The organism is Sphingobium sp. YBL2, assembly GCF_000943805.1.
GTDB classification, from domain to species: domain Bacteria; phylum Pseudomonadota; class Alphaproteobacteria; order Sphingomonadales; family Sphingomonadaceae; genus Sphingobium; species Sphingobium fuliginis.
Window position 1 is genome coordinate 4,193,278 of the sequence record NZ_CP010954.1, and the last position, 25,124, is coordinate 4,218,401.

Here is a 25,124-nt window from a genome sequence, read left to right on the forward strand (position 1 = left end):
TAACGCGTCGCAATCATGGCCTGATCCCGCGCCATGCGGCGAGAGCCCGTTCACGCCCCTCCCGATGACCGATGCACTTGGCCGGATAATCGGACGAACGCGCGTCATGCGCTTCGGGGTCGTGAATGATGTCATCGTTCAGATGCGCCAGTTCCGGCACCCAGGCCCTGATATAGTCTGCGGCGTCGAACTTTCCCGACTGGGTCAGGGGCGCCATGATCCGCGAGAAGATATTGGCATCGACGCCGCTGCCTGCAACCCATTGCCAGTTGACGCTATTATTGGCGTAGCTCGCATCGACCAGCGTATCCCAGAACCAGCGCGCCCCATGCCGCCAGTCGATCAGCAGATGCTTGATCAGGAAGCTGGCCGCGATCATGCGCACCCGATTATGCATCCAGCCCGTCGTCCAGAGCTGCCGCATGCCGGCATCGACAATGGGATAGCCCGTGCGCCCTGTCTTCCACGCCTTGAAATCGGCACCAGCCTCGCGAAGATCGCGCCAGGGCATCGCGTCGAAGGCTGGCCGCGCATTTTCCGATCCATAGGCGGGCATGGCCCATATCTGCGTATGGGCATAGTCGCGCCAGATCAGTTCCTTGAGGAAGGTCGTCGCATCGCCGGGCGCTCCGGCAACCCGGCGCCAGACATAGGCGGGGGAGACCTCCCCGAAATGGAGGTGCGGCGACAGGCGAGAGCTCCCCTCCTGCGAGGGCAGGTTCCTGGCCCTGTCATAATCCGCCACCTGGTCGAGAAAGGCGGCGACATTGGCCCGCGCCCCCGCTTCCCCAGGAGTCCAGTCGCGTGAAAAGGCCCTGGCCCAATCCGGCTTGGTCGGCAAAAGGCCCCATCGGTCCAGCGAATCGCTTTTCGGCCAACGTCCTGGCGCATCGATGCGCGAAGGCGCGCGAACCGGTTCGGCCGGCGGCATATGCTCCATCACGGCGCGGGCGAAGGGGGTATAGATCCGATAGCTGTTTCCTTCGCCCGTCCGCACCGCGCCGGGCGGCAGCAGCAATGCGCCGTCATGCAGGCACAGCTCCAGCCTTTTGACGAGCGACTTCTCCGCATTGCGCCACCAGGGTTCGTAATGATGCAGGGCATGCACGCGCCGGGCGCCCGTTTCCTCAGCGATCTGGACGATCTGATCGATGCAGTTTCCCTGCCTCAGGATCAGGCGCGATCCCTTCTCCCGAAGATTTTCGTCCAGGCTCTTCAGGCTATGGTGCAGCCACCAGCGCGACGCTCCGCCCATCTTCCATTGGCGCGGCGCCTGATCGTCCAGCACATAGACGGGAATCACCGGCCCTTCCTGCACGGCGGCTGCCAGTGCGGCCTGATCGGCAAGGCGCAGGTCCTGACGAAACCAGAGAATTACGGGGTCTGACATGCGATCGGGCATGCCATGGGCCGCCCGATGTTCCAAGCCCCCGCCCATTTGAAGCGATGCACAGCACAAATCGCCGCGTCAGGATTTTTCCGGCATGGACGCGCCGCCCCGCCCCGCTTATTCTGCACTGCACAAAGCGACGGGCGGGCTGGAGCCTCCGGATGGCTTGTCGGGATTAACGACCAGGGACTATGATGGCTTCGATGCCGAATGATTCAGAACTCGCCTACCGGCCATGCGTCGGTGTCATGCTCGTCAACATGGATGGCAAGGTTTTCGTCGGTCAGCGGATCGATAATGCGGTGGAAGCCTGGCAAATGCCACAGGGGGGCATCGACGACGGCGAAGATATGAAGGCGGCCGCCCTTCGGGAGCTGAACGAGGAGACCGGCATCGTTCGCGAGCATGTGGAGATCATCGCCAAGGCGCGCGAAGAGCATTTCTACGACCTGCCGCCGGAACTGATCGGCAAGCTGTGGGGCGGCAAATATCGCGGCCAGCGGCAATATTGGTTCCTTGCGCGTTTCCTGGGGTCGGATGAGGACATCGACATCCAGACGGCGCATCCTGAATTCCGCGAATGGAAATGGACGGAGCCGGAGAGCCTGCCTGACCTGATCGTGCCGTTCAAGCGCAAGCTGTATCGGGATATTCTCCAGGAATTCAGGGATTTGATCTGAAAACAAGGGTTAAAATCCGCCGCCATGCCGGTATGAGAAGGCGCATGCGTTACTGGCTGGCCGTTCTGCCCCTCTTCCTCTCCACCCCGGCGCTCGCCGATTACCCCGTGCTCCTGCCGCCATCGGTGCGGGAAATGCTGGAGGCGGCCATCGCCAACGGCAATGAGACCGAGATCGCGACCGTCGCGAAGATCGCCAAGCAGACCAATCCCGGTTCCGCCGACGAGATTCAGCGCATGGTCAACAGTTGGAAGGAACGGACCAGGGCGACGCAGGAAACCGTGATCCGCGAGGCGCGCTTCACGGAATTGTGGACGGGCAAGATCGAAGCGGGCGGCTTCCGCTCCACCGGTTCCACCAGCGAAATCGGCATCAGCGCCAGCGCAGCGGTCAAGCGCACCGGTATCCAATGGTCGCACAAGCTGGCCGCCAGCGTCGATTACCGGCGCGCCAACGGCGTGACCTCGCGCGAACGCTATACCGCCAGCTATGAGCCGCGCTATGAATTCGATCCACGGGGCTTCGCCTATGGATTGACGCAGTTCGAGCGGGATACGTCGATCGGCTATGACGCGCGCTACACCGCCTCGGCCGGCATCGGCTACAAGCTGATCGTCAGCGATCCGGTCGACCTCTCGCTGGATGCCGGTCCTTCGATCCGCCATGCCAAATATGTGACCGGAGAGCGGGAGACCAAATTGGGCGCCCGTGCCTCCATGGACTTCGCCTGGCGCCTGACCCCTGCGCTGACCTTCAGGCAGACAGCCTCCGGCTATGCCGAAAGCGACGTCTATACGCTGAATTCGCTGACCTCGCTGGTGACGAAAGTGGGAACACGCTGGTCGGCCGCCTTTTCCTACAATGTGCAATATGAATCGGAGACGCTGCTTTCGGCGCGGGATTCGGACACGATGAGTCGCCTGACCCTCACCTATGATTTCTAGGCGGTCGCCGACTTTCAGGACCAGGGGTGGAGGCGCGCCCTCCGCTCTGATAGGGTCGTCAGGATGAGAGGCATTTCGTCGTTCGAACGGAGCGTCATGGAAAGCGCCGCCGACGCGCCCATGCTCGCCCAGACTGAAAAATGGGCGGCGGTGAACAGCGGGTCGCGCAATCTTCCCGGCCTTGCGGCCATGGCGGCCATGCTTGCCGATGCCTTCGCCGGCCTGCCGGGCGCGATGTCCCTTGTCGATCCAGAGCCGGTTGAAACCGTGCGCCCCGACGGTCGTCTGGCGATGGTCGCGCATGGCAGCCACCTGCGCCTCTCGGTCAGGCCGGAGGCTCCGGTGCAAATCCTGCTCACCGGGCACATGGATACGGTCTTCCCCGCCGACCATGGCTTTCAGGCGCTGCGGTGGGTCGATCCGTCGACGCTGAACGGACCGGGCGTCGCGGACATGAAGGGCGGGATCGCTGTCATGCTCGCCGCCTTGCGCGCGGTGGAAACCGCACCGGATGCAAGGCGGCTGGGCTATGACGTCATCATCAACAGCGATGAGGAGGTCGGCAGCCCTTCCTCGGCGGCGCTGTTGCGGCAGGTCGCGACGGGCAAGATCGCGGCCTTCACCTATGAACCGGCCCTGCCCGACGGCACACTGGCCGGGGCGCGCGCCGGCAGCGGCAACTTCGCCATCGTCGTCACCGGACGAAGCGCGCATGCCGGGCGCAATCCGCAGGATGGCCGCAACGCATTGCTGGCGGCCGCCGACCTGGCGTTGCGGCTGAAGGCGGCGAGCGGCGGCGGCTTTTCCTGCAATCCCGCGCGGATCGAGGGCGGCAGTCCCAATAATGTCGTGCCGGACCATGCGGTTCTGCACGTCAATTTCCGGCCGAAGACGCCTGCCGACGAGCAGGCCGCGGACGAACTGCTGAAGGACGCCATGGCGCGGATCGCCCTGGAGCATGAGGTGACGCTTCACCGGCATGGCGGCTTCGGCCGGCCGCCCAAGCCGATGGATGGGCGGGCGGAAGCCTTGTTCGGGCTCGTCCGGCAATGCGGCGCGGACCTGGGCCTTTCCATCGCCTGGCGGGATACCGGCGGGGTGTGCGACGGCAATAATATCGCGGCCTGCGGCGTGCCCGTGGTCGACACCATGGGCGTGCGGGGCGGCAATATCCACAGCGATTCGGAATATCTGATCGTCGACAGCCTGGCCGAACGGGCGCAACTATCGGCCCTGGCGCTGCTCCGCATCGCCCAGGGGCATTTCACCGGGGGGATGAAGGCGTGAGTTTTTTCATGCGCACGGCGCGCGCCGACGATTTGCAGACCCTTTATGAAATGGCGAAGCTGACCGGGGGCGGGTTCACCAACCTGCCGCCGGACCGGAAGTCGCTTGCCGCCAAGCTGGAGCGGACGGGACAGGCGCTGGCCCGGCAAGGCGAAGGGGTCGAGGACGAACTGATCGTCATGGTGCTGGAAAACAGCCAGACGGGTCAGGTCCGCGGCACCTGCCAGATATTCAGCAAGGTCGGGCAAAGCTGGCCCTTCTATTCCTATCGGCTGGGCGTTCTCACCCAACATAGCCGGGAGCTTTCGCGCACCTTCAGGGCGGAGATGCTTTCGCTCGTCACCGATCTGGAAGGGTCGACGGAAGTGGGCGGCCTGTTCCTTCACCCCCGCGAGCGCGCGGAGGGGCTGGGTCTGCTGCTGGCGCGCAGCCGCTATCTCTATATCCGCAACCATCGCGCCCGCTTCGGAGAGCGGATCATCGCGGAACTGCGGGGCGTGATCGACGAGGCGGGCGGTTCCCCCTTCTGGGACGGCCTCGCGGGGCGCTTCTTCGGCATGAGCTTTCAGGAGGCGGACGAGTTCAACGCGGTGAACGGCAACCAGTTCATCGCCGACCTGATGCCAAAGACGCCGATCTACACCGCCATGCTGACCGACACCGCGCGCGGCGTCATCGGCATGCCCCACCCCAATGGCCGCGCGGCCATGCGCATGCTGGAGACGGAGGGCTTCACCAATCCCGGCTATGTCGACATATTCGACGGCGGACCGACGATGGTGGGGCAAATCAATTCGCTGCGCACCATCGCCCATGCCTCCGACGCGGTGCTGGGCGCGGTGCACGAAAAGGGCGGAGACAAGATGCTGGTGACCACCGGACGGCTCGCGGATTTCCGCTGCACCTATGCCTTGGTGACGGAACGGGAGGATGGCGGCATATCGCTCGACCGGGCTTCCGCGGAACTGCTGGGGGTGGAACCGGGACAGACATTCACCATGGCGGAACGGGCATGACGGCAAGGGAGATCAATTTCGACGGCCTGGTGGGTCCCAGCCACAATTATGCGGGCCTCAGCCTGGGCAACCTTGCCTCCGCGCGCAACGCGGGCGCCATCTCCTATCCCCGCGCGGCGGCGCTTCAGGGGATAGAGAAGATGCGGTCCAACCTTCGCCTCGGGCTGCCGCAGGGGCTGTTCCTGCCCCAGTGGCGGCCGGATGGCGCCTGGCTGTCAGCCCTCGGGACCGATGTCGGCAATGCGGAGGCGCATATCCGCGCCGCCGCCATGTCGGCCTCCTCCATGTGGGCCGCCAATGCCGCGACCGTTTCGCCGGCCGCCGATACGGCCGATGGGCGCACGCACCTGACCGTCGCCAATCTCGTCACCATGCCGCATCGCAGCCATGAATGGCCGCAGACGCTCGCCCAGTTGCGCCTTGCCTTTTCCGACCGGAACGCCTTCGCCGTGCATGGCCCTGTCCCCGCCCCCTTCGGCGACGAGGGCGCGGCCAATCACATGCGCCTGTGCGACAGCCATGGCGAGGCAGGCGTCGAGGTGTTCGTCTATGGCCAGTCCGGCGGCCCCTTTCCCGCCCGCCAGCATGTCGAGGCGAGCAAGGCCGTCGCCCGGCTGCACCGGCTCGATCCGGATCGGACGCTGTTCGTCATGCAGTCGGAGGAAGCGATCGCGGCGGGCGCCTTCCACAATGACGTGGTCGCCGTCGCCAACGAACGCGTGCTCTTCACGCATGAACATGCCTTTGCGGACAAGGAGCGCTTCTACGCCGCTCTCCGCGCCAGGCTGCCGTCGGTGGAGATCGTGGAGGTTCCCGCCAGCGCCATCAGCCTGTCAGACGCGATCCGCAGCTATATCTTCAATGCGCAGCTCGTCACCTTGCCCACGGGCGACCCTTCGAATTCGCCCGGGACAGGCATGGCGCTGATCCTGCCGACGGAGGCGCGGGATATGCCCGCCATCTGGAACTGGCTGGAGGAGATGGTCGCGGGCAACGGCCCCATTCGCAAGCTCGTGCCTGTCGACGTGCGCCAGTCCATGGCCAATGGCGGCGGTCCTGCCTGCCTGCGCCTGCGCGTGGTGGCCGATCCTGCCAATATCGATCCCCGCTTCCTGGTGGACGAGGCGAAGCTGGACGGCATTGCCGACATCGTCCGCAACTATTGGCCAGAAGCCATAGCGCCAGAGGATCTGGCCGATACCCGGCTGATCGCCCGCATCGAACAATCATGGTTAACGGTTGTTGACCATTTGCAACTTTCAGGCGATCTAATCCCCTGACGGCGGGCAAGCCGAGTGGGACCGGATGGAACGGATCAAGCGCCTCTTCACGATCAAGACCAAGTTCGAGGCGTTTCTGGTGATTTACGCCCTGGCCCTTGGCGCGACCGAGCGCGGCTTCGTCTACATGCAGCAATATCCCGGCACCGGGGGGCATTTGCTGGCGCTGGCCTGCACCGGCAGCGTCTTCATGGCCGGCGGCATGATCCTGGACGCCGTGGAGATGCGGCACAGCGCCATTTAACTTGTATCTGCCGCCCGCTCCATGCAGGAGCGGCGTCATGGCTGCGATCATGCTTCAGGGAACGGGTTCGGACGTCGGCAAATCCTTGCTGGTGGCGGGCCTTTGCCGCGCGCTGGTGCGGCGCGGATACAGCGTCCGGCCCTTCAAGCCGCAGAACATGTCCAACAATGCCGCCGTCACCGCCGATGGCGGAGAAATCGGGCGGGCGCAGGCTCTTCAGGCCATGGCGGCAGGAATCGAGCCGCATACGGACATGAACCCGGTGCTGCTGAAGCCGCAGGCCGACCGCACGTCCCAGCTTGTCGTCCATGGCCAGGTGCGCGGCAAGCTGGGCAGCGAAAATTTCCGGTCCGCGCGCGGCGAATTGCTGGAGGCCGTACTGACCAGCTACCGCCGCTTGCAGGCGCAATGCGACATTGTCGTGGTGGAGGGCGCCGGATCGCCCGCAGAGGTGAACCTGCGCGCCGGCGACATCGCCAATATGGGCTTTGCGCGGGCCGCGAATGTGCCGGTGATCCTGGTGGGCGACATCGATCGCGGCGGCGTGATTGCGGCCGTCGCCGGAACAAGGGCAGTCATCGATCCCGCCGATGCGGCGATGATCCGTGGATTCCTGATCAACAAGTTCCGGGGCGACCCCGCGCTGTTCGAGGATGGTTATCGCCATATCGAGCAGTTGACCGGCTGGAAGGGCTTTGGCGTCATCCCCTGGCTCGGCCAGGCCAGCCGCTTACCCAGCGAGGATGCCGTGGTGCTCGAACGCCGGCAGGGCGTCGGCCACGAAAAGCTGCTGATCGCCTGCCCCATCCTGCCCCGGATCGCCAATTTCGACGATCTGGACCCCCTGAAACTGGAGCCGGGCGTCGAAGTCATGATGGTGCCGCCGGGCCAGCCCATTCCGGCGGAGGCCGCGCTCATCATCCTGCCGGGTTCCAAGGCGACGATCGCCGACCTGCAGGCGGTCCGCGATCAGGGATGGGACATCGACATTCTCGCCCATCGCCGGCGCGGGCGGCCGATATTGGGGATATGCGGCGGTTACCAGATGCTGGGCCGCAGGATAGACGATCCGGACGGGATCGAGGGGCCGCCCGGCGGCATCGAGGGGCTTGGCCTGCTGGACGTGGAAACCCGGCTGACGCAGGTCAAGACATTGGAAAGAACCGGCGGAACCGCAATGGGCCAGGCCTTTTCCGGCTATGAGATGCATGTCGGACGGACGGACGGCGCCGATTGCGCGCGCCCGTTCGCCATGCTGGAGGGCGGTCGTCCCGATGGCGCATCGAGCGGAGACGGCACGGTGATGGGCACCTATGTCCACGGCCTGTTCGCCAGCACCGCGCTGCGCGCCGCCTTTCTGTCCCGCCTGGGGCATGAAGCCGCATCGGAGGATTATCAGGCTTCGGTGCATGAAGCGCTGGACCAGATCGCAATGCAGTTGGAAGAGCATGTCGATGTGCAGGCGCTGATCCGGATCGCCACCGCCTGACCCGGTTGGAGCCTTGCCGGCGGGCCGGGCCATTACGGCACGCATGCGCACCTATGCTATTGGTTATATTTACCGAAAATCAGCAGGATAGTATAAGCAAAGCATAGGACATAGCGCCGACAGCATGGCGCGACATGGGGGCGAGGCGGAACTTATGTTGCGTGACCTTCATAAACCATCCGCTCCGATGAAGGCTGCCCTGTCATCGTGCAGGCGCCACTTTCTTTCTTCCTTGATATTCAGCGCATTGATGAACGTCCTTTATATCGGACCCGTTCTCTACATGCTGCAAATCTATGACCGGGTCGTGACGGGACAGGGCAGACTTACCCTGTTCTTCCTGACAATCATCATCATCTTCGTGATCGGCACGCTCGCGCTGCTGGAGCAGGTGCGCTCCCGCCTGCTGGTGCGGGCCAGCATCCGCTTCGACCGGCAGCTTTCGGGGCTGCTGCTCGATACGACGCTCAGTGGACGCGGCTCGACGGGCGAGGCGATGAACCGACAGGCCCTTCGGGAGTTCGACACGCTCCGCCAGACGCTGACCGGGCCGACGATCCTGTCGATCTTCGATTTTCCCTGGAGCCCCATCTATGTCGTCGTCTGCTTCCTGATCCATCCGGCCATTGCGGCCATGGCGATGGCCGGCGGCGGCGCGCTCCTCTTCATCGCGCTTTGCAATGAAAGGCGGACAAATGCGCCGCTGAAGCAGGCCAATGACGCCGCCAACAAGGCCTATGTCAGCCAGGAACAGACGATCGCGGGCGCGGAGGTGATCCGCGCGCTCGGCATGCGGAACGCGCTGGTTCGGCGGCACCTGCTCGAACGCCGGGCGATGCTGAACCTCCAGGCCCATGCCAGCTTCGCGGGCGGGCATTATGTCGCCATCAGCAAGTTCATCCGCCTCGCCCTGCAATCGCTGGCGCTGGGCCTGGGCGCGTGGCTGGCGATCAACGACCAGATTTCGGCGGGCGCGATCTTCGCTTCCTCCTTTCTGGTCGGAAGGGCGCTGGCGCCGATCGACCAATTGCTGGGCGCGTGGCGCAGCGTCGTCCATGCGCGGGCGAGCTATGCGACGCTCAACGATCTGCTGGCCGCGAGGGATGCCGACATCGCCCTCACCCGGTTGCCTGCGCCGAACGGCCATATCGCGGTCGAACATCTGACCTGTTTCAACCCAGGCCAGGAAAGACCTGTGCTGGCCGACATCAGCTTCACGGTGGAGCCGGGGGAGGTCATCGCCATTGTCGGACCCAGCGGCGCGGGCAAATCGACCCTGCTGAGCATGCTGTCCGGCGCGGCGCGGCCGCTGCGCGGATCGATCCGCTATGACGGCGCGGACATCCAGGACTGGGAATCGGAACGACTGGCGAGCTTCGTCGGCTATCTGCCGCAGGACACGTCCCTGTTCGCCGGGACGATCAAGGAGAATATCGCCCGCTTCGGCAATTTCCTGTCGGACGATGAGGAAGCGATAGACAATGCCGCCATCGAAGCCGCCCGGCTGAGCGGCGCGCATGACATGATCCAGCATCTGCCGGGCGGCTATAATCTGACGCTCGGTTGGGGCGGACGTGGCCTTTCCGCCGGGCAGGCGCAGCGCGTCGGTCTTGCGCGGGCGCTCTACGGTGCGCCGCCGCTGGTCTTTCTGGACGAACCCAATGCGCATCTCGACGCTGAGGGAGAGGTGCGGCTGGTCGCGACGCTGGCCGACCTCAAGAAGAGGAATGCCTCCGTCATCATCGTCGCCCATCGCATGGGGATATTGGGCGTGGTCGACAAGATCATGGTGATGCGCGACGGAAGGGTCGAGGCCTTTGGCGCACGCGACGACGTGCTGGGCCGTTTGAAGGCGATCCGGTCGGAAGAACGTCCCGCTCCCCAGACGGCGGAGGGGTAAGGCGCCATGGGAACTATTCAGATCAGGGATGCGGCCGGCGCCGTCGAGCTTTACTATCCCGCCGGAAGCGGCGCGGAGATCATCGACGACCGGCCTGAGCGCGACATGCGCGCCGGCATGATCATCGCGGCGCTGTTCTTCGTCCTGTTTCTCGGCTGGGCGGCCTTTGCGCGGCTCGATGCGGCCGCCTATGCGCCAGGGCGGCTCACCGTGTCAGGCCAGCGGCAATCGGTGCAGCATCGCGACGGCGGCGTGGTGGGCGCGATCTTCGTGAAGGAAGGCCAGCATGTCAGCCAAGGCCAGCCGCTGATGGAACTGGCCTCCGCCGAGGTGCGGGCGCAGGCGCGCATCTTCGGCGCGCAATATATCGAGTTGAAGGCGCAGCGGGCAAGGCTGATTGCCGAGCAGCTTGGCGCAAGCCATGTCCTGTGGCCTGCCGAATTTGCGATGCTGAAGGGGCGGGAGAAGGCGGATGCGGAGGAGGCGATCCGCCTTCAGCTGACCCAGTTCAACGCGCGTAGCTCCGTACTGGCGGCGCAGACCGGCGTGCTGCGCCAGCAGGCCAGTCAGGTGCAGCAGACGGCGCGCGGCTATCGTTCGCAACTGGCGGCCTCTTCAGAGCAGGCCCGCCTGATCGGAGAGGAACTGGAGAGCCTGCGCGGCGTGGCGGAAAAGGGGTTTGTGTCCCAATCCCGGATCAGGGCCCTGGAACGCGCAAGGGCCGATCTTCAGGGACAGGAGGGGCAATTTTCCGCCAGCATCGCCCGGTCCGGGGCGGAAGCGGGGGAAAACCGGCTGAAGGCGCTCGAAGCGGAAAAGGCCTATAAGGAACGCGCCTCATCGGAATTGCGCGACGTCGAATTCTCGCTCAACGAAGTGCTGCCCAAATATCGCGCCGCCAGGGATCAGCTTGCCCGGCTGCAAATCCGCGCACCCGCCACCGGCACCATCGTCGGCCTCAACGTCTTCACTGTCGGCGGCGTCATTTCCGCCGGCCAGAAGCTGATGGACATCGTTCCCGACCGGGCGGGTCTCGTCATAGAGGCGCGGATTTCGCCCGAAGACATTGACGACCTGAAAGTGGGGCAGCAGGCGCAGATCAAGTTCAGCAGCCTGCATGAACGCGACCTGCCGATCATGGACGGCCGGATCACGCGGCTTTCGGCCGACAGCTTCCAGGATGAAAAGGCGGGGGTCTCCTTCTACACCGCAGAGGTGATGGTGCCGCCGAAGGAACTGGACAGGATCAGGAGCGTGCGGGGGAAGGATTTCAGCCTGAAGGCAGGGATGCCGGTGCAGGTCCTGGTGCCGCTGCGGCGGCGGACTGCGCTCCAATATGCGCTGGAACCGCTGACCCAGTCGCTCTGGCTGTCCTTCCGGGAGCATTGAGCCAGACGGTCATTGCAGTTCGGAAAAGCGGACCCGCGCGCCCAGCGCCTCGTAGATGTGCCGATATTCCGCGATGATGGCGCTGCGGTCATAATCCCGCACGACACGCTCGCACAGCGCTTCGCCCATCGCCCGGCGCAAGGAAGGCGAGCGCAGCAGGTGCAGGATCGCCGCCGCCGTGCCCTCCGGGTTGACCAGTTCGGTGACGATGCCGCCCGGCCGGTCGATCCCAGGCGCCCGCCCCTCGATCATTTCCCGGCAACTGCCGACATCTGGCGCGACCACCGGCACCCCGCACGCGCCCCCTTCCAATATGACGAGCGGCTGGGCTTCCGACAGGCTGGTGAGGACGATCAGGTCGATCCGGGGCAGCCATTCCGCGACATTGACCCGCCCGGCAAATTGCACCGCATTGCCGATGCCCAGTTCAGCGACCAGCGCCTCGCAATCCGCGGCATAGTCCGCATCCTCATCGAGCGGCCCCAATATGGCGAAGCGGACTTCGGGCATGTCCGTCAGGACCAGCGCCGCCGCCCTGATGAAGGTCTTGACGTCCTTGATCGGCACCACCCGGCCGATCAGCGTCACCAGCGGCCGGGCGGGATCGCAGGCGCGCTCCATCGACGCGAAGCGCTCCGCATCGATGCCGTTGGGAATGACGCGCAGCCGTTCCTGCCGGGCGCCCAGGCGGCGCTGCGTCTGGTTGTTGGCCCCGTACAGCGCGATGATCGGGTCGCAGGCGTCGTAGCAGGCGCGGGTATAGGTCTGGAAGACCGCCAGCCACAGGTCGCGCAGATCATGCCCTTCCCGGTCGAGCGTCAGCCCGGTTTCGATCTGGTCCCCGATCCAGTCGGCCATCATGATCTCTATCTGCCGTTCCAGCATGTAGATTCCATGTTCGGTGATGAAGGCGGGATGGCCGGTCTCATAAGCGGCCCGTGCAGCCAGCAGGCCCGCAAAGCCGGTGGATATGGTGTGATAGACACGCGCTTTCGGCAAGGGCGCGAGCAGCATCTTGAGCAGCCCGCCCAGCAGCACCCGCATCGCCCAGAAGAAATGATGGAAGGAGGCCGAGCGGAAAGCCGTGTCGTAATAATGGGTGAAGAGGTCAAATATCTCCGGATTGGAGAGGAGATCGCCTGCGCCGGGGCACGGCTTCAATCCTTCCAGCGCCTGCCGCAGACGGATCAGTTCATCCCTGCCGCCCGTCGACAGGAAGGCGAGCAGCAGGCGGCCGATCCGCTTCATCTGCGACGCCGGATAGCGGCGCGGCAGGCAGGGTTCGATCAGCAGCGGGATTTCCACCACCTCCACGACATTGGGCGGCGGCGCCATGCGCCAGGGCTGCGCGCCATTGCCCGCCTTGATGGCGACGAGCGAAAATCGCAGGTCGGGCATGCTGAGGATCAGGTCCTGCAACCAGCTGGAAACGCCCCCGACCACAAACGGATAAGCGCCTTCGACGATCAGGCATATGTCGCTGTCCTGCCCGTCGGACATCATGACGCCGGCTCCACGTCCCCCCTGCGCGTGGGCCGGGCCTTGCCTGCCGGATGCCGTTCCAGCGCGCGCCTTATCCGGGCGCGCGCCGCCTGCAATGACCGGCGCCTTATGTCACCGCTCTTCAGCAAGCCGGCAATCTCATCCAGCTTCCTGTTCGCGTCCTGACAGAGCCGAAGCCTCTGCCCCTGCGGCAGCAACTGGTTGAAGCAGCCATGATCGGCCAGCAGCATGGCAAGGGCATAGCGATCGTCCAGATGCTGGGCGGGGGCGATCCTCGCCTGCAATTCGCTGCGTTGCTGCGCCAGATTATAGCTGACCTGCGCGGCCGCAGCGGCGGCGAGCGCCCGGATGGTCTGGTCCTCGTCCGACAGGGCCATGACGATGAGGGGGGACAATCGCGGCTCGAAAGAGATCACGGCGGTTTCCAGGGCCCGGTAGCGGGCCTGCAGATTTCCGTAGCGGAGCATGGTGGCCAGTGAACCGATCTCGTCGCTTTCGGGATAACGCACACGATCGTCGAGTATCCGGCCAAGCCGCTCTACCGGCGACAGGTCGTTGACGTCCCGCCGCTTGCCCGTTCGGACGTCCCGATAGGCGATCTGCCTTTTCCGCCTCGACGGCCGGACCAGCGGCGCCAGAATCAGGCAGACCAGCATCCCGGCAGGCCCAATGGCGGCACCGATCGGCAGGGCGAAACGCTGGCGCACGCCCAGCCCATCCAGCCCTTTCATCATGACCAGCAGCGCGGCGCAGGAGAGCGCCAGATGGATGGGCGCGAACCAGAGGATGCTCCCCTCTCCCACCGCCAAACCGGTGAACAGCAGGAACAGATCGGCAGCCGAAAACAGGATGAGCAGGGCGATCAAGCCACTTTTCCTTCCGGGACCAGCCATTTCGGCGCAAAGGCCTGTTCGCGGCCGAACAGCGCCGGGCATTTGCCGAGCAGGTCCGCAACCTGTAGCAGTTGCGCCACATAGGCCTCCGTGATCCTGATCCCGGCGGCGCTGTGGACGAGAATGATGGCCGCCAATCCTTCCTCCGCCCCCGCGACCGGCACGGCCAGAAGACCCCATTCCGACAGCAGCGGCCGGTCGGCGGCACGATCGGCCCGCAACGGCCTGGGCGTCGCCAGCATCGCCTGCGCCATCGGCGAGCGCGAAAGGTCCGGGGCCTGCCCCTGGGCCGTCTTGCCGCCGAAGCGCGCCGTCACCTGGGCGCCGCGCACATCGTAGAAGGTGAAATCCTCCGTCTGCGCGGCGAGCGCGATCAGGCGGGCGACCGCGTCGGCCTGGCTTTCCGGATCGGGTTTGGAAAGGTCGAGGCCGGCAGCCATGGCCTGTACGATCGTGCGCTGCCCGGTGGCGATCCGGACCTGCAGCTTGCGGTTGGTGTCGGTGAGACGGGCGATGATTTCCGCCAGCTTCTTCCAGTTGCGATCCATCGCCTGATGCTGCCGTTCCTGATCGGCAATGCGGTTCCTGCGGCTGGCGGTCACCTCGCCCGTCACCAGGGCCGTCACCATCCACAGCATGGGCTGGATGGAGAGGCGCAGCTGCTGTTCGATATGATCCGTCGCGCCCGACCATGGGTTCGACCAGCGGAACCAGATGGCGGAGGCGATTGCGGCGGCGGCCAGCCCCGATCCGGTGCCATAGGTCGTCGCCATGACCAGCACCGGCAGCCAATAGGGATTGGGGTTGATGTCGCAAAAGGCATTGCCGCTCATCAATCCCTGGTCGATCGCCATCAGCGTAGCGAACAGGATCAGCATTTCCGCGCATTGCAGCAGGATGGGCCGCTTCTTCAGCATCAATGCCTCCCAAGAAAGCGAGTGAGCGCCACGCGCAGATAGAGTTGGCGTCCCGAAATGCCCGGCCGGCTGATCGAACTGATCCCGCCGCTCGCCTGAAGGCGCCAGCCCTCGCTCAGCCGCCCGGTCGCGCTGACGTTCGCGGTGGGGCCGTCGGTCTTGCCCTTGCGGTCGAAGGTCCAGCCTGCCGCGCCGCTGAGCTGCCAACCTGTCCAGGACATGCCGGACAGCAGTTGGAAGCTGTGATTTTCCCGGTCGCTGAGAGGGATATAGGCAAGGCCATTGGGCCGCAGCGCCCTGCGGCCGACATATTCCGCATCCAGCCGGTAGCTGACCGCCAGCGATGGCGATCCGCGGCGGAGCAGATAATCGAGGCCGCCCGCCACGGTGATGCTGCGCGTCCGAACACCGGTGCCGGTCAATCCATAGCCATTCCAGCCGCCATCCGCCTGCACCGCCAGTTCCGGCGTCAGGCGGATCGTCCCCCCGATCCCCGCGCGGCTGATATGACCGCCGAAGGTCGATTGCTCAGGCGTGGCGAGATCCGGCAGGCGGTAGGCGAGGACCAGCCTTCCCTGCTTTTCGGGAGGACCGGCGAACAGCCGAAGGCCGGCGCCCGCCACCTTTTGGTCCAACTGGGCACTGCCCTGAAACTCGATGCGGGAAACCGCGCCGAGATCGACGGTCGCGAACAGGTCCCCGATGGCGGAGCGGGACGTGCGGTTGGCAAGAATGCCGTTGGCGCCATGGACGGTGTCCGCTTCGGAGCGGAACCAGCGGACGCCAGCGCCGAGCGAGAGGCGGTTGTTGAACGGCACCAGCGCATTGAGGCCCGCCTCCGCCTGCCAGAAGACCTTGCCGCCGCGCGCCGTCACGGCCCCGGCGACATTGCCGCCCGATTCGGCCAATGTCTGCCGGGCAAAGGGATCGTCCGCGGCGAGATTGCGATAACGGGCCGCGCCAAGGGCCAGCGCGCCCTCCGCAACCTCCATGTCGCCCAGCAGGCGCTGGATTCGCTTGTCGCCGGGATATGCCGCCGCCAGCGGAGCAAGCCGCCGCCGCGCCAGATCGGGATAGCCGGCGGCGGCATCGGCTTGCGCCCGGGCGATGGCGAGTTCGACGCCCAGATCCGACGTTTGCGGTTCGCCTGCGATGGGGGGGGCAGGCGCCGGCTCTCCATCGGGCAGGAAACGGACGTGCAGCCCATGCTTGTCCGCCACCGCCTCCAGCTTCCGCCCCTCGGCGGCGCGCAGAACCAGACTCTCGTCATTCCAGCGCAAATCCGCCAGGTCCGCCCCGGCGGCGGCGGCAAAGTCCTTGAGGACGGCATCGGCAATCGGCCGGTCGAACCGGACGACCAGCTCATAGCCGCTGTCTTCCAGTTCGAGATGCACGTCCCCGCTCCATTGCAGGTCCACCGTCCTGACTTCCGATGCCGTCACATCCGTGTCGGGCGGCAATGCCGCGACCATGAGCGGCGGCGGCCCCATCAGCAGCAAGGCGGCGGCCAGTGGCGTCATGGCCGCAACACCTTGCGCGCACGTCCCGGATCACCCGAGGCGATAAGCAAGCGGGCCAGCATGATGTCGAGCTTGCGGTCTGCCGGAGTGGCCCGGCGCAGTGCCTCGACCATGGCCGTCGCCTCCGACATCCGGCCCAGCCGGGTCAGCAGTTCCGCCCGCTCCACCGAAAGCGGCGAGGTGAGCGCCAGCGATCTTTCGATCCAGGGACGGGCCCCGGCTTCGCCCTTCAGCTTCTTCTGCGCATCGGCCATCAGGCTCAGCGCTGCCCGGTCGTCGGGACGTTCGCGAAGATAGAAATTCAACTGGTCGGCGGTAGCCCGCGCATCCCCCCTGTTCCAGCCGTCCCAGGCAAGGCGAAGGTGATCCGACGGCTCGGCGGCGCTATTGGCGACGCGGGCGTTCGCAAGCGCCAGATCATAATAGGCCGCTCTATCGGGCGGAACCTGCGCGCCGGCTGCCGCCTTCAACTGCAGGGCGGAAAGGGTGCGGCCGTCCAGCAGCCGGTCGAGCGCCCGCGCCGCCGCCGCCCTGTCGCGCGCCGCATTGGCCAGTGCGATGCGCTGGACCAGCATGTCGCTGCTGTCGGCGGCGTCAGTCGCTTCCAGAAACGCCAGCGCGTCCGCAGGCCTTGCCCGCTCGACATAGGCCTGCGCCCATTTCGGATCGGCCAATGCCCGCGCCTTCAACCAGGCAAGGTCCTGCGCGACAGGGCGCGGCCCCATGAGGTACAGCATGCGCGCGTCGGACGGGTCATCGCTTTTAACCGTCGATTGCTGCCGAAGCAGCGCGATAGCGTCCGACCGGAAACCCCTTTCCAGCAGGCGTTGCGCGATGGCGGGGCGGTCGGCGCCTGTCTCGGCCGCCCGACCCAGCAGCCATTGCCGTATTGCATCCCTGTTTCCGGACCCCATGATGATGCTTTCCCGCACAGCATCGCGCCCCGTCGGCAGCATGGCGGCATAGCGAAGCGCCGAACGGATGTCGCCGGACCGCTGCGCCAGCGTCATGGCAAGCCAGGGGTTCCGGTCGCGCCAGCCCGGCGTCCCGGACCGGTCGATCCGAGCAATGAGGTCATAGCGCCCCGCCCCACTCGCCCAGGACGCCAGATCGAGCGACTGTGCCGGGTCGAGCGGCGCTATGGCGCCATGCTCCGCGGCCAGGATCAGCAGATCGGGCTGGCCGAGCGCATAGCTGGCCTCGACCAGATCCTTGGCCGGAGCCGTTCCGGGATTCATGGCCGCCGCCCGAACCATGTCGGCGGCACCCTGCGCGTCGCCGGCCTTGCGACGCAGGTCGAGGCGGAGGCGCCAATGGGCGGGGGCGGCGTGATCCGGACGGCCCTCCAGAAAGGCAAGCGCGACCTCCGGACGGCCGCCCGCCATGATGTCATAGGTCAGCCTTGCGCTCGGAACCGGCGCGCCCTTCCCCGCCAGCGCATCCGCAAGCTGCCCCAGAACCTTAGCGTCGGCCGTCGTCACGGAAGCGTTCAACAACCGTTGAAGGTCCGGAGGAGAAAGCCTTTTCCCTTGCGCGAAGCGCTGCATCAGCATGGCCGCATCGGGTGGAGGCAAGGGGATGGCGACCGGCGGCGGCGCGAATGTCGCTCGCCGGATCGCATCGGCAATCTGCCAGTGGCTGGGCATCAACAGCACCGCAGCGGCGAGCAGCAACCCACCCCCCGCGATCGGTCCGATGACCGCCATGTTCGGGTGGCGCAGCGCTTCGATCTTCATGACAGGGGCTCCGGTATGAGCCGGTCGAGAGCCAGGGTGGACACATAGGGCTGGAATCCGGCGGCGCGCTCCCGCGCATAGAGGCTGGCGATGGTGGCCTTGTCGCGCGGGTCCCAATAGTCGAGCGTGGCAAGCCCCAGACGGGGATTGATCCGCCGGGCCGCGAAAAGATGGTCCGCCTGCCATTGCCAGTCGTCGGCGGAGGTCATCTCATAGCGCCCCTCCGCGAAGTTCCAGCGCGAAGCCATGGCTTCCGCCAGCACGAGGTCGATCTGACCCGCGACCTGCGGCAGCAGGGCATAGCCCCGGTTTATCATGATCGCCATGTCCGGAAAGCGCGTGCGAATGGCCTGCACCAGCCGCGCGGCGCCGGCCACCATGCCCTTGTTGCGGTCGGCATCCTGCCGCTCCAATGCCTCCGCATTGTCGAGCGTGTCCATGAAGATGCCGTCATAGCCCTTGCGCAATATGGCGGGGATCAGGCGATCGACCACAAGGGCGGTCCAGGCCGGATCGCGCAGGTCGACAAGCCGCGCCTGCGGCCAGTTCGGATTGGCCTGCCGCAGCGCGCCCGCCTTTTCCAGTTCTGCGGCGAAGGGACGACCGTCATGGACCTCCCCCAGGCTGATATAGCCCAGCAGGCGGCTGCCGGGGCCACGCAGCGGGGCAAGCGGGCGGGCGAAGTCGGGTTCCAGCACCAGAAGGCCGAAGCGGCGGGCGATGGCGGGATCGGTCGCTTCGCCATAATCCACCCCCCAGGCGTTGGCCCCGCCGATTTCGGGCAGGGCGCGGGCCGAAAGGCCGAACACCATGAGGGACAGCGCCAGCAGATCGCGGCGGCGGAAGGGAAGAACGCTCATGGCCAGAACCTCGCCCACAGGCCGCTATTGCCCGCCACCGCCGGATTATTGCCGACGAAGAGCAGATAGGTGAGCTTGCCCGTCGCCTCCGCCACCAGCGCGACGGCGAGCGAGGCTGCCGTCACCGCGCCCGCCAGATAGCCGAAGCCGAAGCCCGCGAAGCCGCTGTCGCGAAACAGCAGCGTGCCCGCCGCGCTCGCCAGCAGGAAGCTGCCCCAGACCGCCACAATCCGGCCGGCAAGGTCATAATAGGACAGGATGATGCTCATCTGGATCGCGACGAGGTGGAAGACGACGCCCACCGCCGTCAGCCGAAAGCCGAATATGCCGCGCGCGTTCATGTCGAGCAGGCGGATGATCTCCGGCGCGAGAACCCAGCAGAAGCCGGCCAGGATCGCCTGCTCGACCATCAGCAGGCGCAAGTCCAGCCGGATCGTCATGCCGACCTTCTGCCGCGCCTTTTCGATCCGGCGCCGGTTGGCCGTGCCCATGCAATGGCTCATCAGCGCCGCAAAGGCCCGGTCGAACCGCGTCTCCGTCGTGACGAGGATCAGCGTCAGGCCGGGAATCATCGTGAGCAGGCCGAGGAAGCTGGCCTGATCGTTGACCGGATTGACCCGCAGGGCGCCAACGGCCTGAACGCTGCCCGGCGCCCACCAGAGCAGCCATTTGTCGATCCAGATCGCCAGCGCGTTGGTCAACCCCGCCGCGCCCAGCGCCAGGACGCCGGGCGTCCTGCCGATCCAGCCCGGCCGCCATTCGGGACTGTTGGGAAAATCATCCCGGATCGCGGCGATCAGCAGCGCCAGCGTCACGATCAGACCCGCCGCGATCGCCGCAAGAACAGCGGCGGGCGCGGTCGGCCGGACCAGCGCCAGGCACAGGGCCACCATCGCGATCCCGCAAAGATAGGCCAGGAATATCGGCCGGTGCCGCCATGTCGCGTGCAGGAAGGGACTGGCGATCCAGATTTGCGAGAACAGCGTCAGGATCGCGGTGGCCAGCAGGAACAGGTCCGGCCGCATCCCGCCGGCAAGGCCGAACAGCAGGCCCCCCGCGATCAGCGACGCCAGCGTCGCCCAGACCAGCGCCGCCAGCAGGATGGCGGGGATCGCGTCGCGTTCCCCCAGGTAGAAGCGATCGGACGCCATGCGGGTCGCGATCATCGCCAATGGCGCGGTGATCACCGTCGAAACGCCGAAGGCATAGACCAGGCTGGTCTGGATGATCGCATGGTCGGCCGCAACCATGGTGGACCGCGTCCAGCCCTGTAGCAGGAAGACCGCGAGCGCGGTCATCAGCCACGGGCCGGAACTGACCACGGCCCCGTGGAAGGCGGCATTGGCGATCCCGCCCAAGCCGTCCTCCCGGGCTATCCGGTCCAGTCTGAAGCCGATGCCAGCCATTCCCCCGGCCCCGTCGCTAAAGCAGGAAGTCACTCGCGGTCAGGTTGTGCACCCCGATCAGCCTGATCGCGAAATCCACCGTCGCCGGATTATTGTCGACATTCGCCTCGACAAAGCTGTCCGTACCGTTGGAATAGACATGAAGCTGGCCCGGCCCGGAAAAGGCCGCATTGCCGATGAAGCTGAAGGCCTGGTTTCCCGACAGCGCCGGCATGGCGTCGATTGCGGACAGGTCGATCCGGTCGATCCCCTGCTGGAAATCCATGATCCGGTCCATGATCGCGGGCGTGCTGTTGCCTGTGGCGTTATAGATGAACAGGTCGGCATCGGCGCCGCCGGTCAATATGTCCGCGCCCGCCCCTCCTGTGATGCGGTCGGCGCCTGCCCCTCCATCGATGATGTCGTTGCCGCCCGCGCCGTTCAGCGTGTCGGACCCGCCATTGCCGATCAGCGTGTCGTTGCCGCCGGCGCCCCTCAGCGTGTCTTCCTCTCCCTGACCGATGAGTGTCGATCCACCGCTTGCCGCCGTCAGCGACAGGCCGGACACATTGTTGACGACGACCGTCAGGTTCTGGAAATCCTGCGCGCCCAGGCTGTCCGTGGCCAGCACCTGCACCTGATAGCGATTGTCCAGGTTGGAATCTGCGGGCGCCTCGAAATCCGGAGCGCTCTTGAAGGTCAGGACGCCGGTCTGAGGATCGATGGAAAAGAGCGCGCCATCAACGGCTGACCCCAGCGAATAGGTGATTGTCTGGCCCAGATTGACGTCCGTCGCCACGACCTTCGTCACGGCCGTACCATTTTCGGCCATTCGGATGGTTGCGGAAGCCCCCCCGCCATTCGAGATGATGATCGGCGCGGCGTTGAGGATGGTGACGGTGACGGCGATGGCCTGGTCGTCATAGAATGTTCCGTCGGACGCGCGGACGATGACGTCATAGACATTGTCCTTGCCCGTGTCCGTCGGCAGCAGATAATTGGGCGTGTTGACGAAGTTGAGCTGCCCTGTCGAAGCGTTGATCGTGAATTTGCTCGCATCCACGCCGCCCGCAATGGAATAGGCCAGCGTCGTGTTGGCATCCGGATCGACCGCCGTCACCTTCATCACCGGCCGCGTGCCGGTGGAGACGGAAACGGCAGCCGTATCGCCGCCGCCGCCGGAAGTGATCACCGGCGCATGCTCGTTCGCATTGGTGACGGTGACGTTGATGGCCTGATCGTCGAACAGCGCTCCGTCGGACACCCTTACCGTCAGGCTATAGACATTGTTCGCGTTCGCATCGCCGGGCAGGTCGTAATTGGGCGGGCTGAGGAAGGCGAGCGCGCCGGTCGATGCATCGATAGAGAAAAGCGCGCGATCGGGTCCGCCGACGATAGAATAGGCGAGAACCGTAGCCGCATCGGGATCGGTCGCGGTCACGCTGGTCACGGCGGTTGTGTTTTCGGCGACGGAAATAGCCGCGGACGCGCCGCCGCCGTTGGAGGTTATGACCGGCGCCTCGTTCACATTGGTGATCGTGACTGCGATCGCCTGATCATCGTACAGCGTGCCGTCGGACGCACGCACCACGACGTCATAGACATTGTTCGTCCCGGCGTCGGTAGCCGCCTCGAAATTCGGCGCGGTGAGGAAAGCCAAGGCGCCCGTCGCGCTGTCGATCTTGAATTTCGCGGCGTCCGCTCCGCCGGAGATGGAATAGCCGATCACCGTTCCGACATCCGCGTCGGTCGCGACAACGGTCGTCACCGCGGTGCCGTTCTCTGCCATGGAAAGCGCCGCTGTCGGACCGCCGCCACCGGAGACGATCACCGGCGGATTCTTATATTCCAGCGTGACATTGTGCAGGCCATAGCCGCCCAGATCGACCGTCACGATCTCCCCGACCCGGCTATAGCCCAAGGCTCCGGTGACGACGATCCCGTCCGTGCCCGGATTGGCGATGTCGATGACGACCTTCCCCTCCCCCTGAACGGAAAAGGCAAGATTGTGACCGTCGCCGGCGACGCTCAGCAGCACGGCCCGCATCGGCAGGTCGGTGATGTGCGTCACATCGTCCGCCGCTGCTCCCAGATTGATCCTGAAGGTTCCGCCGCTCTGGGGAAGGAAGACGCTGTCGCTGTCATAGGCGTACCAGCCGGCCACATTCTGGATGACCAGAGCGCCTTGGCGGTCGACGTCCAGCGACAGATTGCCGACATTGGCGCCGCCGACGCTGGCGGTGATGCTGTTGCCCGCCACCGTGGTCGTGATCGTCGCATTCCTGACCGCCGTCATGCGCGCGGCCAGATCGTCCAGGGTGACGAACTCCATGTTCGCCGCCACCGCATGCTGCAACCAGCTCGTGAACATCGAAATATCATAGGGACTGTCCACCGTCGGGCTGCCCGACAGGAAATCCGCAGCGCCATAATCATGCCAGGGCCAGACGATCACCGGCGTCTGCGCATTGGCGACCAGCTTGTCGAACTCCCCGATCCAGGCGGCTGTCGCCTCCGCCACGGTCTTCTTCTGAAATTCGATGAGTGTGTAGTCGAAGGAGGTGTTGGGCGCGAAATAGATCTGGTTCTGATTGTCCGGCGTCAGATAGCCGAAGGCATTGGGATAGCCCGCCCCCTGCGCCGCATAGCCGCCGGTCAAATAGTCCGACACATATTTCATGATCTCCTGCGAGGTCGGCAGCAGTTCCGGCGCGCCCGGCACGGCCGCGCCCGTGATCTGGAACGGCTGGTTCAGATAGGCGCCGATCTGCTGGTTGAGGATCGTGATGCTGTTCTGGAATTCGGTCTGGATCTGCTGCGCGCTGAGCAGGTTGGTGTTTTCCGGATGCGTCAGGCTGTGCGTGCCGATCTCATTGCCAAGGTCCAGCAGCGCCTTGTAATAAGGCAGGGACACCGCCCAGTCGGTACCGGTGCCGTTCGTGCCGTCGCCGACGTTCAGATAAAAGCTGCCGACGAAATTATAATCCGCCTTCCACTGCGTCAGGATGGGCAACAGCTTGTCGTAGATGCCGGGCGTGCTGCCCGCGGGATTGACGTCTTCCAGTTCCTGGCTCTGGTCCATGTCGACGCGGGCCGCGACGATGCCGGAATCTCGCGACAGGTGCAGGCCGACCGACAGGCCGGTGCCGTTCGCCGCATAGGAGATCGCCTGCTGCAGCATATTGGCGTCGGCCATGATGCCTTCGCTGGAGAACAGAATGTTGCGCGCCGCCCCGGTCTGCGTCGCCAGCGCGGCCGAATAGACGGAGCCGCCATCGATGGTCTCGGTCGCGATCTGGTGGCCCGTGCCGCTGACGCTGGTAAAGGCGTTCCAGCCGACGCCGGTGTAGCTGTTCACCTGCTGGCCATTGGCATAATGGTCGAGGACGAGGCCCGTCGCGTCGGTCGCGTTCACCACCACATTGCCGGTGCCCCCGGTGACGCGGGTTGCGTCGAACAGCAGCTTCATCTGCGCATAGGGATCGCCGGGCAGCGGATCGCCGCCGATCGTACCGCCCTGCACATGGGGCTGGTTCGTCATGAACTCGCCCGCCGTGACCAGGCCGATGCCCAGTTGTTTGCTCGCCATTTCCAGCGTGTGGGAAATCGCCTCCACCTTGTCGACGGGCACGTTGCGGAAGGACGGGAACACCAGCGCATCGTAATGGGACAGCTTGGCAAGGTCGGTCAGGTCCGCTTCCGTCAATATGTCGAAGGGGATGCCGGCCTGGATCGCCTGCGCCTGAACCGACATGAAAAGCTGCGAATAGGCTGTGGGGCTGAAATAGGCGTCGGCTGTCGTCTCGGAAAAGACGATGCCGATCCGCATGTCAGGCGCCTGGGTTGCGATCGTCTGGTTGAAGACCGTGAACGGCGCCGACAGATAATTGGACGGCATGAAGCTGTTCGACAGGTTGTTGATGTCGTAATAGGTGTACATCGCCGCCGGATTGCCCACCGCCGAAGTGGGGAGGCGGAATTCGACCGTGGTCCGGTCAGCCGACCAGGCCGTCTGCAGCCCGGACAGCACCAGCGTCTCCCCCGCTGCGCCGGTGTAGAGGTTCACCGTGCCGTCCGCCGCGAAGTTCACATTATATTCGGCGCCGCCGGCAAAGCCGAAAATCTGATAGCCCGTGGCGGTCCTGCCGTCCGTGTTCAGCCAGACGGTGGTGTCCGCGCCTATGGCGACCGGGGCCGTCAGGGCGAAGACGAAGGCGTCATTGTCCAGGGTCGCATAAACCTGATAGCCGGGGGCGCTGTTGTCGTCGATCCGGTCGGTTGCGAGCCAGTCATTCAGAGAGCCGTCGATGGTGACGCTGTGGCCATAGGTCATGGCAAACCCCCAAACTTATGGATGCCGAAATCATTTCATAAGTTTGCGACCGAATATCTTTTGGTTTTTCCAAGTAAAAACCAGTCACGTCCTGCATATTGGGCCATGAAGCACAACGCTTTTGCCCGACACCGAAGACAAAGGATGCCGTTCCGGGACATGCCCAGCCATTATCCATGTCGATGAGGCTGTATCAGGGTATAGAAGTCATCTTCTCATGCCCGTAGCAGTTCCCATGACCGGGATTCCGCCCAAGGCTACAGTCACACCGCGCATCTATCTGGGGCGACTCGGTTTTTGAAGTTTTTACCCATGGTTAATTTGCGGTTAGGCATGTTCCAATGTCAACTTCAATGAA

Annotated in this window: 18 protein-coding genes; 9 read left to right on the forward strand and 9 right to left on the reverse strand. The window is 65.1% G+C overall.

The genetic code is table 11. The annotated features are described in order from the left end of the window. Nucleotides 1–13: 13 nt before the first annotated feature. Nucleotides 14–1,390: a cryptochrome/photolyase family protein gene (locus TZ53_RS19280; protein WP_044663161.1), complete on the reverse strand. Its 1,377-nt coding sequence runs from the start codon at nt 1,388–1,390 to the stop codon at nt 14–16. 194 nt (nt 1,391–1,584) lie between these two features. Here TZ53_RS19280 and TZ53_RS19285 point away from each other — a divergent pair, with 194 nt between their 5' ends. The 9 genes from TZ53_RS19285 to TZ53_RS19325 all read left to right on the forward strand — a co-directional run bounded on the left by TZ53_RS19285 (nt 1,585) and on the right by TZ53_RS19325 (nt 11,619). Next, on the forward strand, nt 1,585–2,070 hold the full coding sequence (locus TZ53_RS19285; protein ID WP_044663162.1) for an RNA pyrophosphohydrolase: 486 nt from the start codon (nt 1,585–1,587) through the stop codon (nt 2,068–2,070). 44 nt (nt 2,071–2,114) lie between these two features. Next, nucleotides 2,115–3,014 carry a DUF481 domain-containing protein gene (locus tag TZ53_RS19290; RefSeq protein ID WP_025550074.1) on the forward strand — a complete coding sequence of 300 codons (900 nt, stop codon included), beginning with the start codon at nt 2,115–2,117 and terminating at the stop codon, nt 3,012–3,014. 63 nt (nt 3,015–3,077) lie between these two features. Continuing rightward, on the forward strand, nt 3,078–4,301 hold the full coding sequence (locus tag TZ53_RS19295) for a hydrolase (protein ID WP_044662388.1): 1,224 nt from the start codon (nt 3,078–3,080) through the stop codon (nt 4,299–4,301). After that, complete coding sequence (locus tag TZ53_RS19300; RefSeq protein WP_044662389.1) at nt 4,298–5,317, forward strand: arginine N-succinyltransferase; 1,020 nt, start codon at nt 4,298–4,300, stop codon at nt 5,315–5,317. The genes TZ53_RS19295 and TZ53_RS19300 overlap by 4 nt, the downstream gene beginning before the upstream one ends. Next, nucleotides 5,314–6,597, forward strand: coding sequence for an N-succinylarginine dihydrolase (locus TZ53_RS19305; protein WP_044662390.1), 1,284 nt, complete (start codon nt 5,314–5,316; stop codon nt 6,595–6,597). Before TZ53_RS19300 ends, TZ53_RS19305 begins: the two co-directional genes overlap by 4 nt. A 25-nt stretch (nt 6,598–6,622) precedes the next feature. Then, nucleotides 6,623–6,841 carry a hypothetical protein gene (locus TZ53_RS19310; protein WP_025550071.1) on the forward strand — a complete coding sequence of 73 codons (219 nt, stop codon included), beginning with the start codon at nt 6,623–6,625 and terminating at the stop codon, nt 6,839–6,841. A 37-nt stretch (nt 6,842–6,878) separates the two neighbouring features. Beyond that, complete coding sequence (locus tag TZ53_RS19315; RefSeq protein WP_044662391.1) at nt 6,879–8,330, forward strand: cobyric acid synthase; 1,452 nt, start codon at nt 6,879–6,881, stop codon at nt 8,328–8,330. A 187-nt stretch (nt 8,331–8,517) separates the two neighbouring features. Continuing rightward, nucleotides 8,518–10,230, forward strand: coding sequence for a type I secretion system permease/ATPase (locus TZ53_RS19320; RefSeq protein WP_083198865.1), 1,713 nt, complete (start codon nt 8,518–8,520; stop codon nt 10,228–10,230). Nucleotides 10,231–10,236: 6 nt separating this feature from the next. After that, nucleotides 10,237–11,619, forward strand: coding sequence for an HlyD family type I secretion periplasmic adaptor subunit (locus tag TZ53_RS19325; RefSeq protein WP_044662393.1), 1,383 nt, complete (start codon nt 10,237–10,239; stop codon nt 11,617–11,619). 9 nt (nt 11,620–11,628) lie between these two features. Here TZ53_RS19325 and pelF read toward each other — a convergent pair whose 3' ends face one another. The 8 genes from pelF to TZ53_RS19365 are packed head-to-tail and all read right to left on the reverse strand — an operon-like array spanning nt 11,629 to nt 24,766. Beyond that, complete coding sequence (gene pelF / locus TZ53_RS19330) at nt 11,629–13,122, reverse strand: GT4 family glycosyltransferase PelF (RefSeq protein WP_044662394.1); 1,494 nt, start codon at nt 13,120–13,122, stop codon at nt 11,629–11,631. Beyond that, complete coding sequence (locus TZ53_RS19335) at nt 13,119–13,988, reverse strand: hypothetical protein (protein ID WP_044662395.1); 870 nt, start codon at nt 13,986–13,988, stop codon at nt 13,119–13,121. The genes pelF and TZ53_RS19335 overlap by 4 nt, the downstream gene beginning before the upstream one ends. Then, nucleotides 13,985–14,932 (reverse strand): hypothetical protein, encoded by a 948-nt coding sequence (locus tag TZ53_RS19340; RefSeq protein WP_044662396.1) that lies wholly within the window; start codon nt 14,930–14,932, stop codon nt 13,985–13,987. The genes TZ53_RS19335 and TZ53_RS19340 overlap by 4 nt, the downstream gene beginning before the upstream one ends. Continuing rightward, entirely contained in the window at nt 14,932–16,452 is a 1,521-nt protein-coding gene (locus TZ53_RS19345) for a hypothetical protein (protein ID WP_044662397.1), read from the reverse strand. The genes TZ53_RS19340 and TZ53_RS19345 overlap by 1 nt, the downstream gene beginning before the upstream one ends. After that, nucleotides 16,449–18,188, reverse strand: coding sequence for a hypothetical protein (locus tag TZ53_RS19350; protein ID WP_044662398.1), 1,740 nt, complete (start codon nt 18,186–18,188; stop codon nt 16,449–16,451). Before TZ53_RS19350 ends, TZ53_RS19345 begins: the two co-directional genes overlap by 4 nt. Beyond that, nucleotides 18,185–19,048 carry an endo alpha-1,4 polygalactosaminidase gene (locus tag TZ53_RS19355; protein WP_170825558.1) on the reverse strand — a complete coding sequence of 288 codons (864 nt, stop codon included), beginning with the start codon at nt 19,046–19,048 and terminating at the stop codon, nt 18,185–18,187. Before TZ53_RS19355 ends, TZ53_RS19350 begins: the two co-directional genes overlap by 4 nt. Then, nucleotides 19,045–20,454, reverse strand: a complete 1,410-nt coding sequence (gene pelG / locus TZ53_RS19360) for an exopolysaccharide Pel transporter PelG (RefSeq protein WP_025550062.1) — start codon at nt 20,452–20,454, stop codon at nt 19,045–19,047. Before pelG ends, TZ53_RS19355 begins: the two co-directional genes overlap by 4 nt. Before the next feature lie 16 nt (nt 20,455–20,470). Further along, nucleotides 20,471–24,766, reverse strand: a complete 4,296-nt coding sequence (locus TZ53_RS19365) for a cadherin domain-containing protein (protein ID WP_044662400.1) — start codon at nt 24,764–24,766, stop codon at nt 20,471–20,473. Nucleotides 24,767–25,124 lie beyond the last annotated feature (358 nt).

Bases quoted from the DNA above. Each gene is read 5' to 3' on its own strand.
- pelG (WP_025550062.1), bottom strand. From the start codon at position 20,454: ATGGCTGGCATCGGCTTCAGACTGGACCGGATAGCCCGGGAGGACGGC.
- TZ53_RS19365 (WP_044662400.1), bottom strand. From the start codon at position 24,766: ATGACCTATGGCCACAGCGTCACCATCGACGGCTCTCTGAATGACTGG.
- TZ53_RS19345 (WP_044662397.1), bottom strand. From the start codon at position 16,452: ATGACGCCACTGGCCGCCGCCTTGCTGCTGATGGGGCCGCCGCCGCTC.
- TZ53_RS19325 (WP_044662393.1), top strand. From the start codon at position 10,237: ATGGGAACTATTCAGATCAGGGATGCGGCCGGCGCCGTCGAGCTTTAC.
- TZ53_RS19355 (WP_170825558.1), bottom strand. From the start codon at position 19,048: ATGAGCGTTCTTCCCTTCCGCCGCCGCGATCTGCTGGCGCTGTCCCTC.
- TZ53_RS19340 (WP_044662396.1), bottom strand. From the start codon at position 14,932: ATGCTGAAGAAGCGGCCCATCCTGCTGCAATGCGCGGAAATGCTGATC.
- TZ53_RS19315 (WP_044662391.1), top strand. From the start codon at position 6,879: ATGGCTGCGATCATGCTTCAGGGAACGGGTTCGGACGTCGGCAAATCC.
- TZ53_RS19310 (WP_025550071.1), top strand. From the start codon at position 6,623: ATGGAACGGATCAAGCGCCTCTTCACGATCAAGACCAAGTTCGAGGCG.
- TZ53_RS19295 (WP_044662388.1), top strand. From the start codon at position 3,078: ATGAGAGGCATTTCGTCGTTCGAACGGAGCGTCATGGAAAGCGCCGCC.
- TZ53_RS19290 (WP_025550074.1), top strand. From the start codon at position 2,115: ATGCGTTACTGGCTGGCCGTTCTGCCCCTCTTCCTCTCCACCCCGGCG.
- TZ53_RS19305 (WP_044662390.1), top strand. From the start codon at position 5,314: ATGACGGCAAGGGAGATCAATTTCGACGGCCTGGTGGGTCCCAGCCAC.
- pelF (WP_044662394.1), bottom strand. From the start codon at position 13,122: ATGATGTCCGACGGGCAGGACAGCGACATATGCCTGATCGTCGAAGGC.
- TZ53_RS19285 (WP_044663162.1), top strand. From the start codon at position 1,585: ATGGCTTCGATGCCGAATGATTCAGAACTCGCCTACCGGCCATGCGTC.
- TZ53_RS19280 (WP_044663161.1), bottom strand. From the start codon at position 1,390: ATGTCAGACCCCGTAATTCTCTGGTTTCGTCAGGACCTGCGCCTTGCC.
- TZ53_RS19350 (WP_044662398.1), bottom strand. From the start codon at position 18,188: ATGAAGATCGAAGCGCTGCGCCACCCGAACATGGCGGTCATCGGACCG.
- TZ53_RS19320 (WP_083198865.1), top strand. From the start codon at position 8,518: ATGAAGGCTGCCCTGTCATCGTGCAGGCGCCACTTTCTTTCTTCCTTG.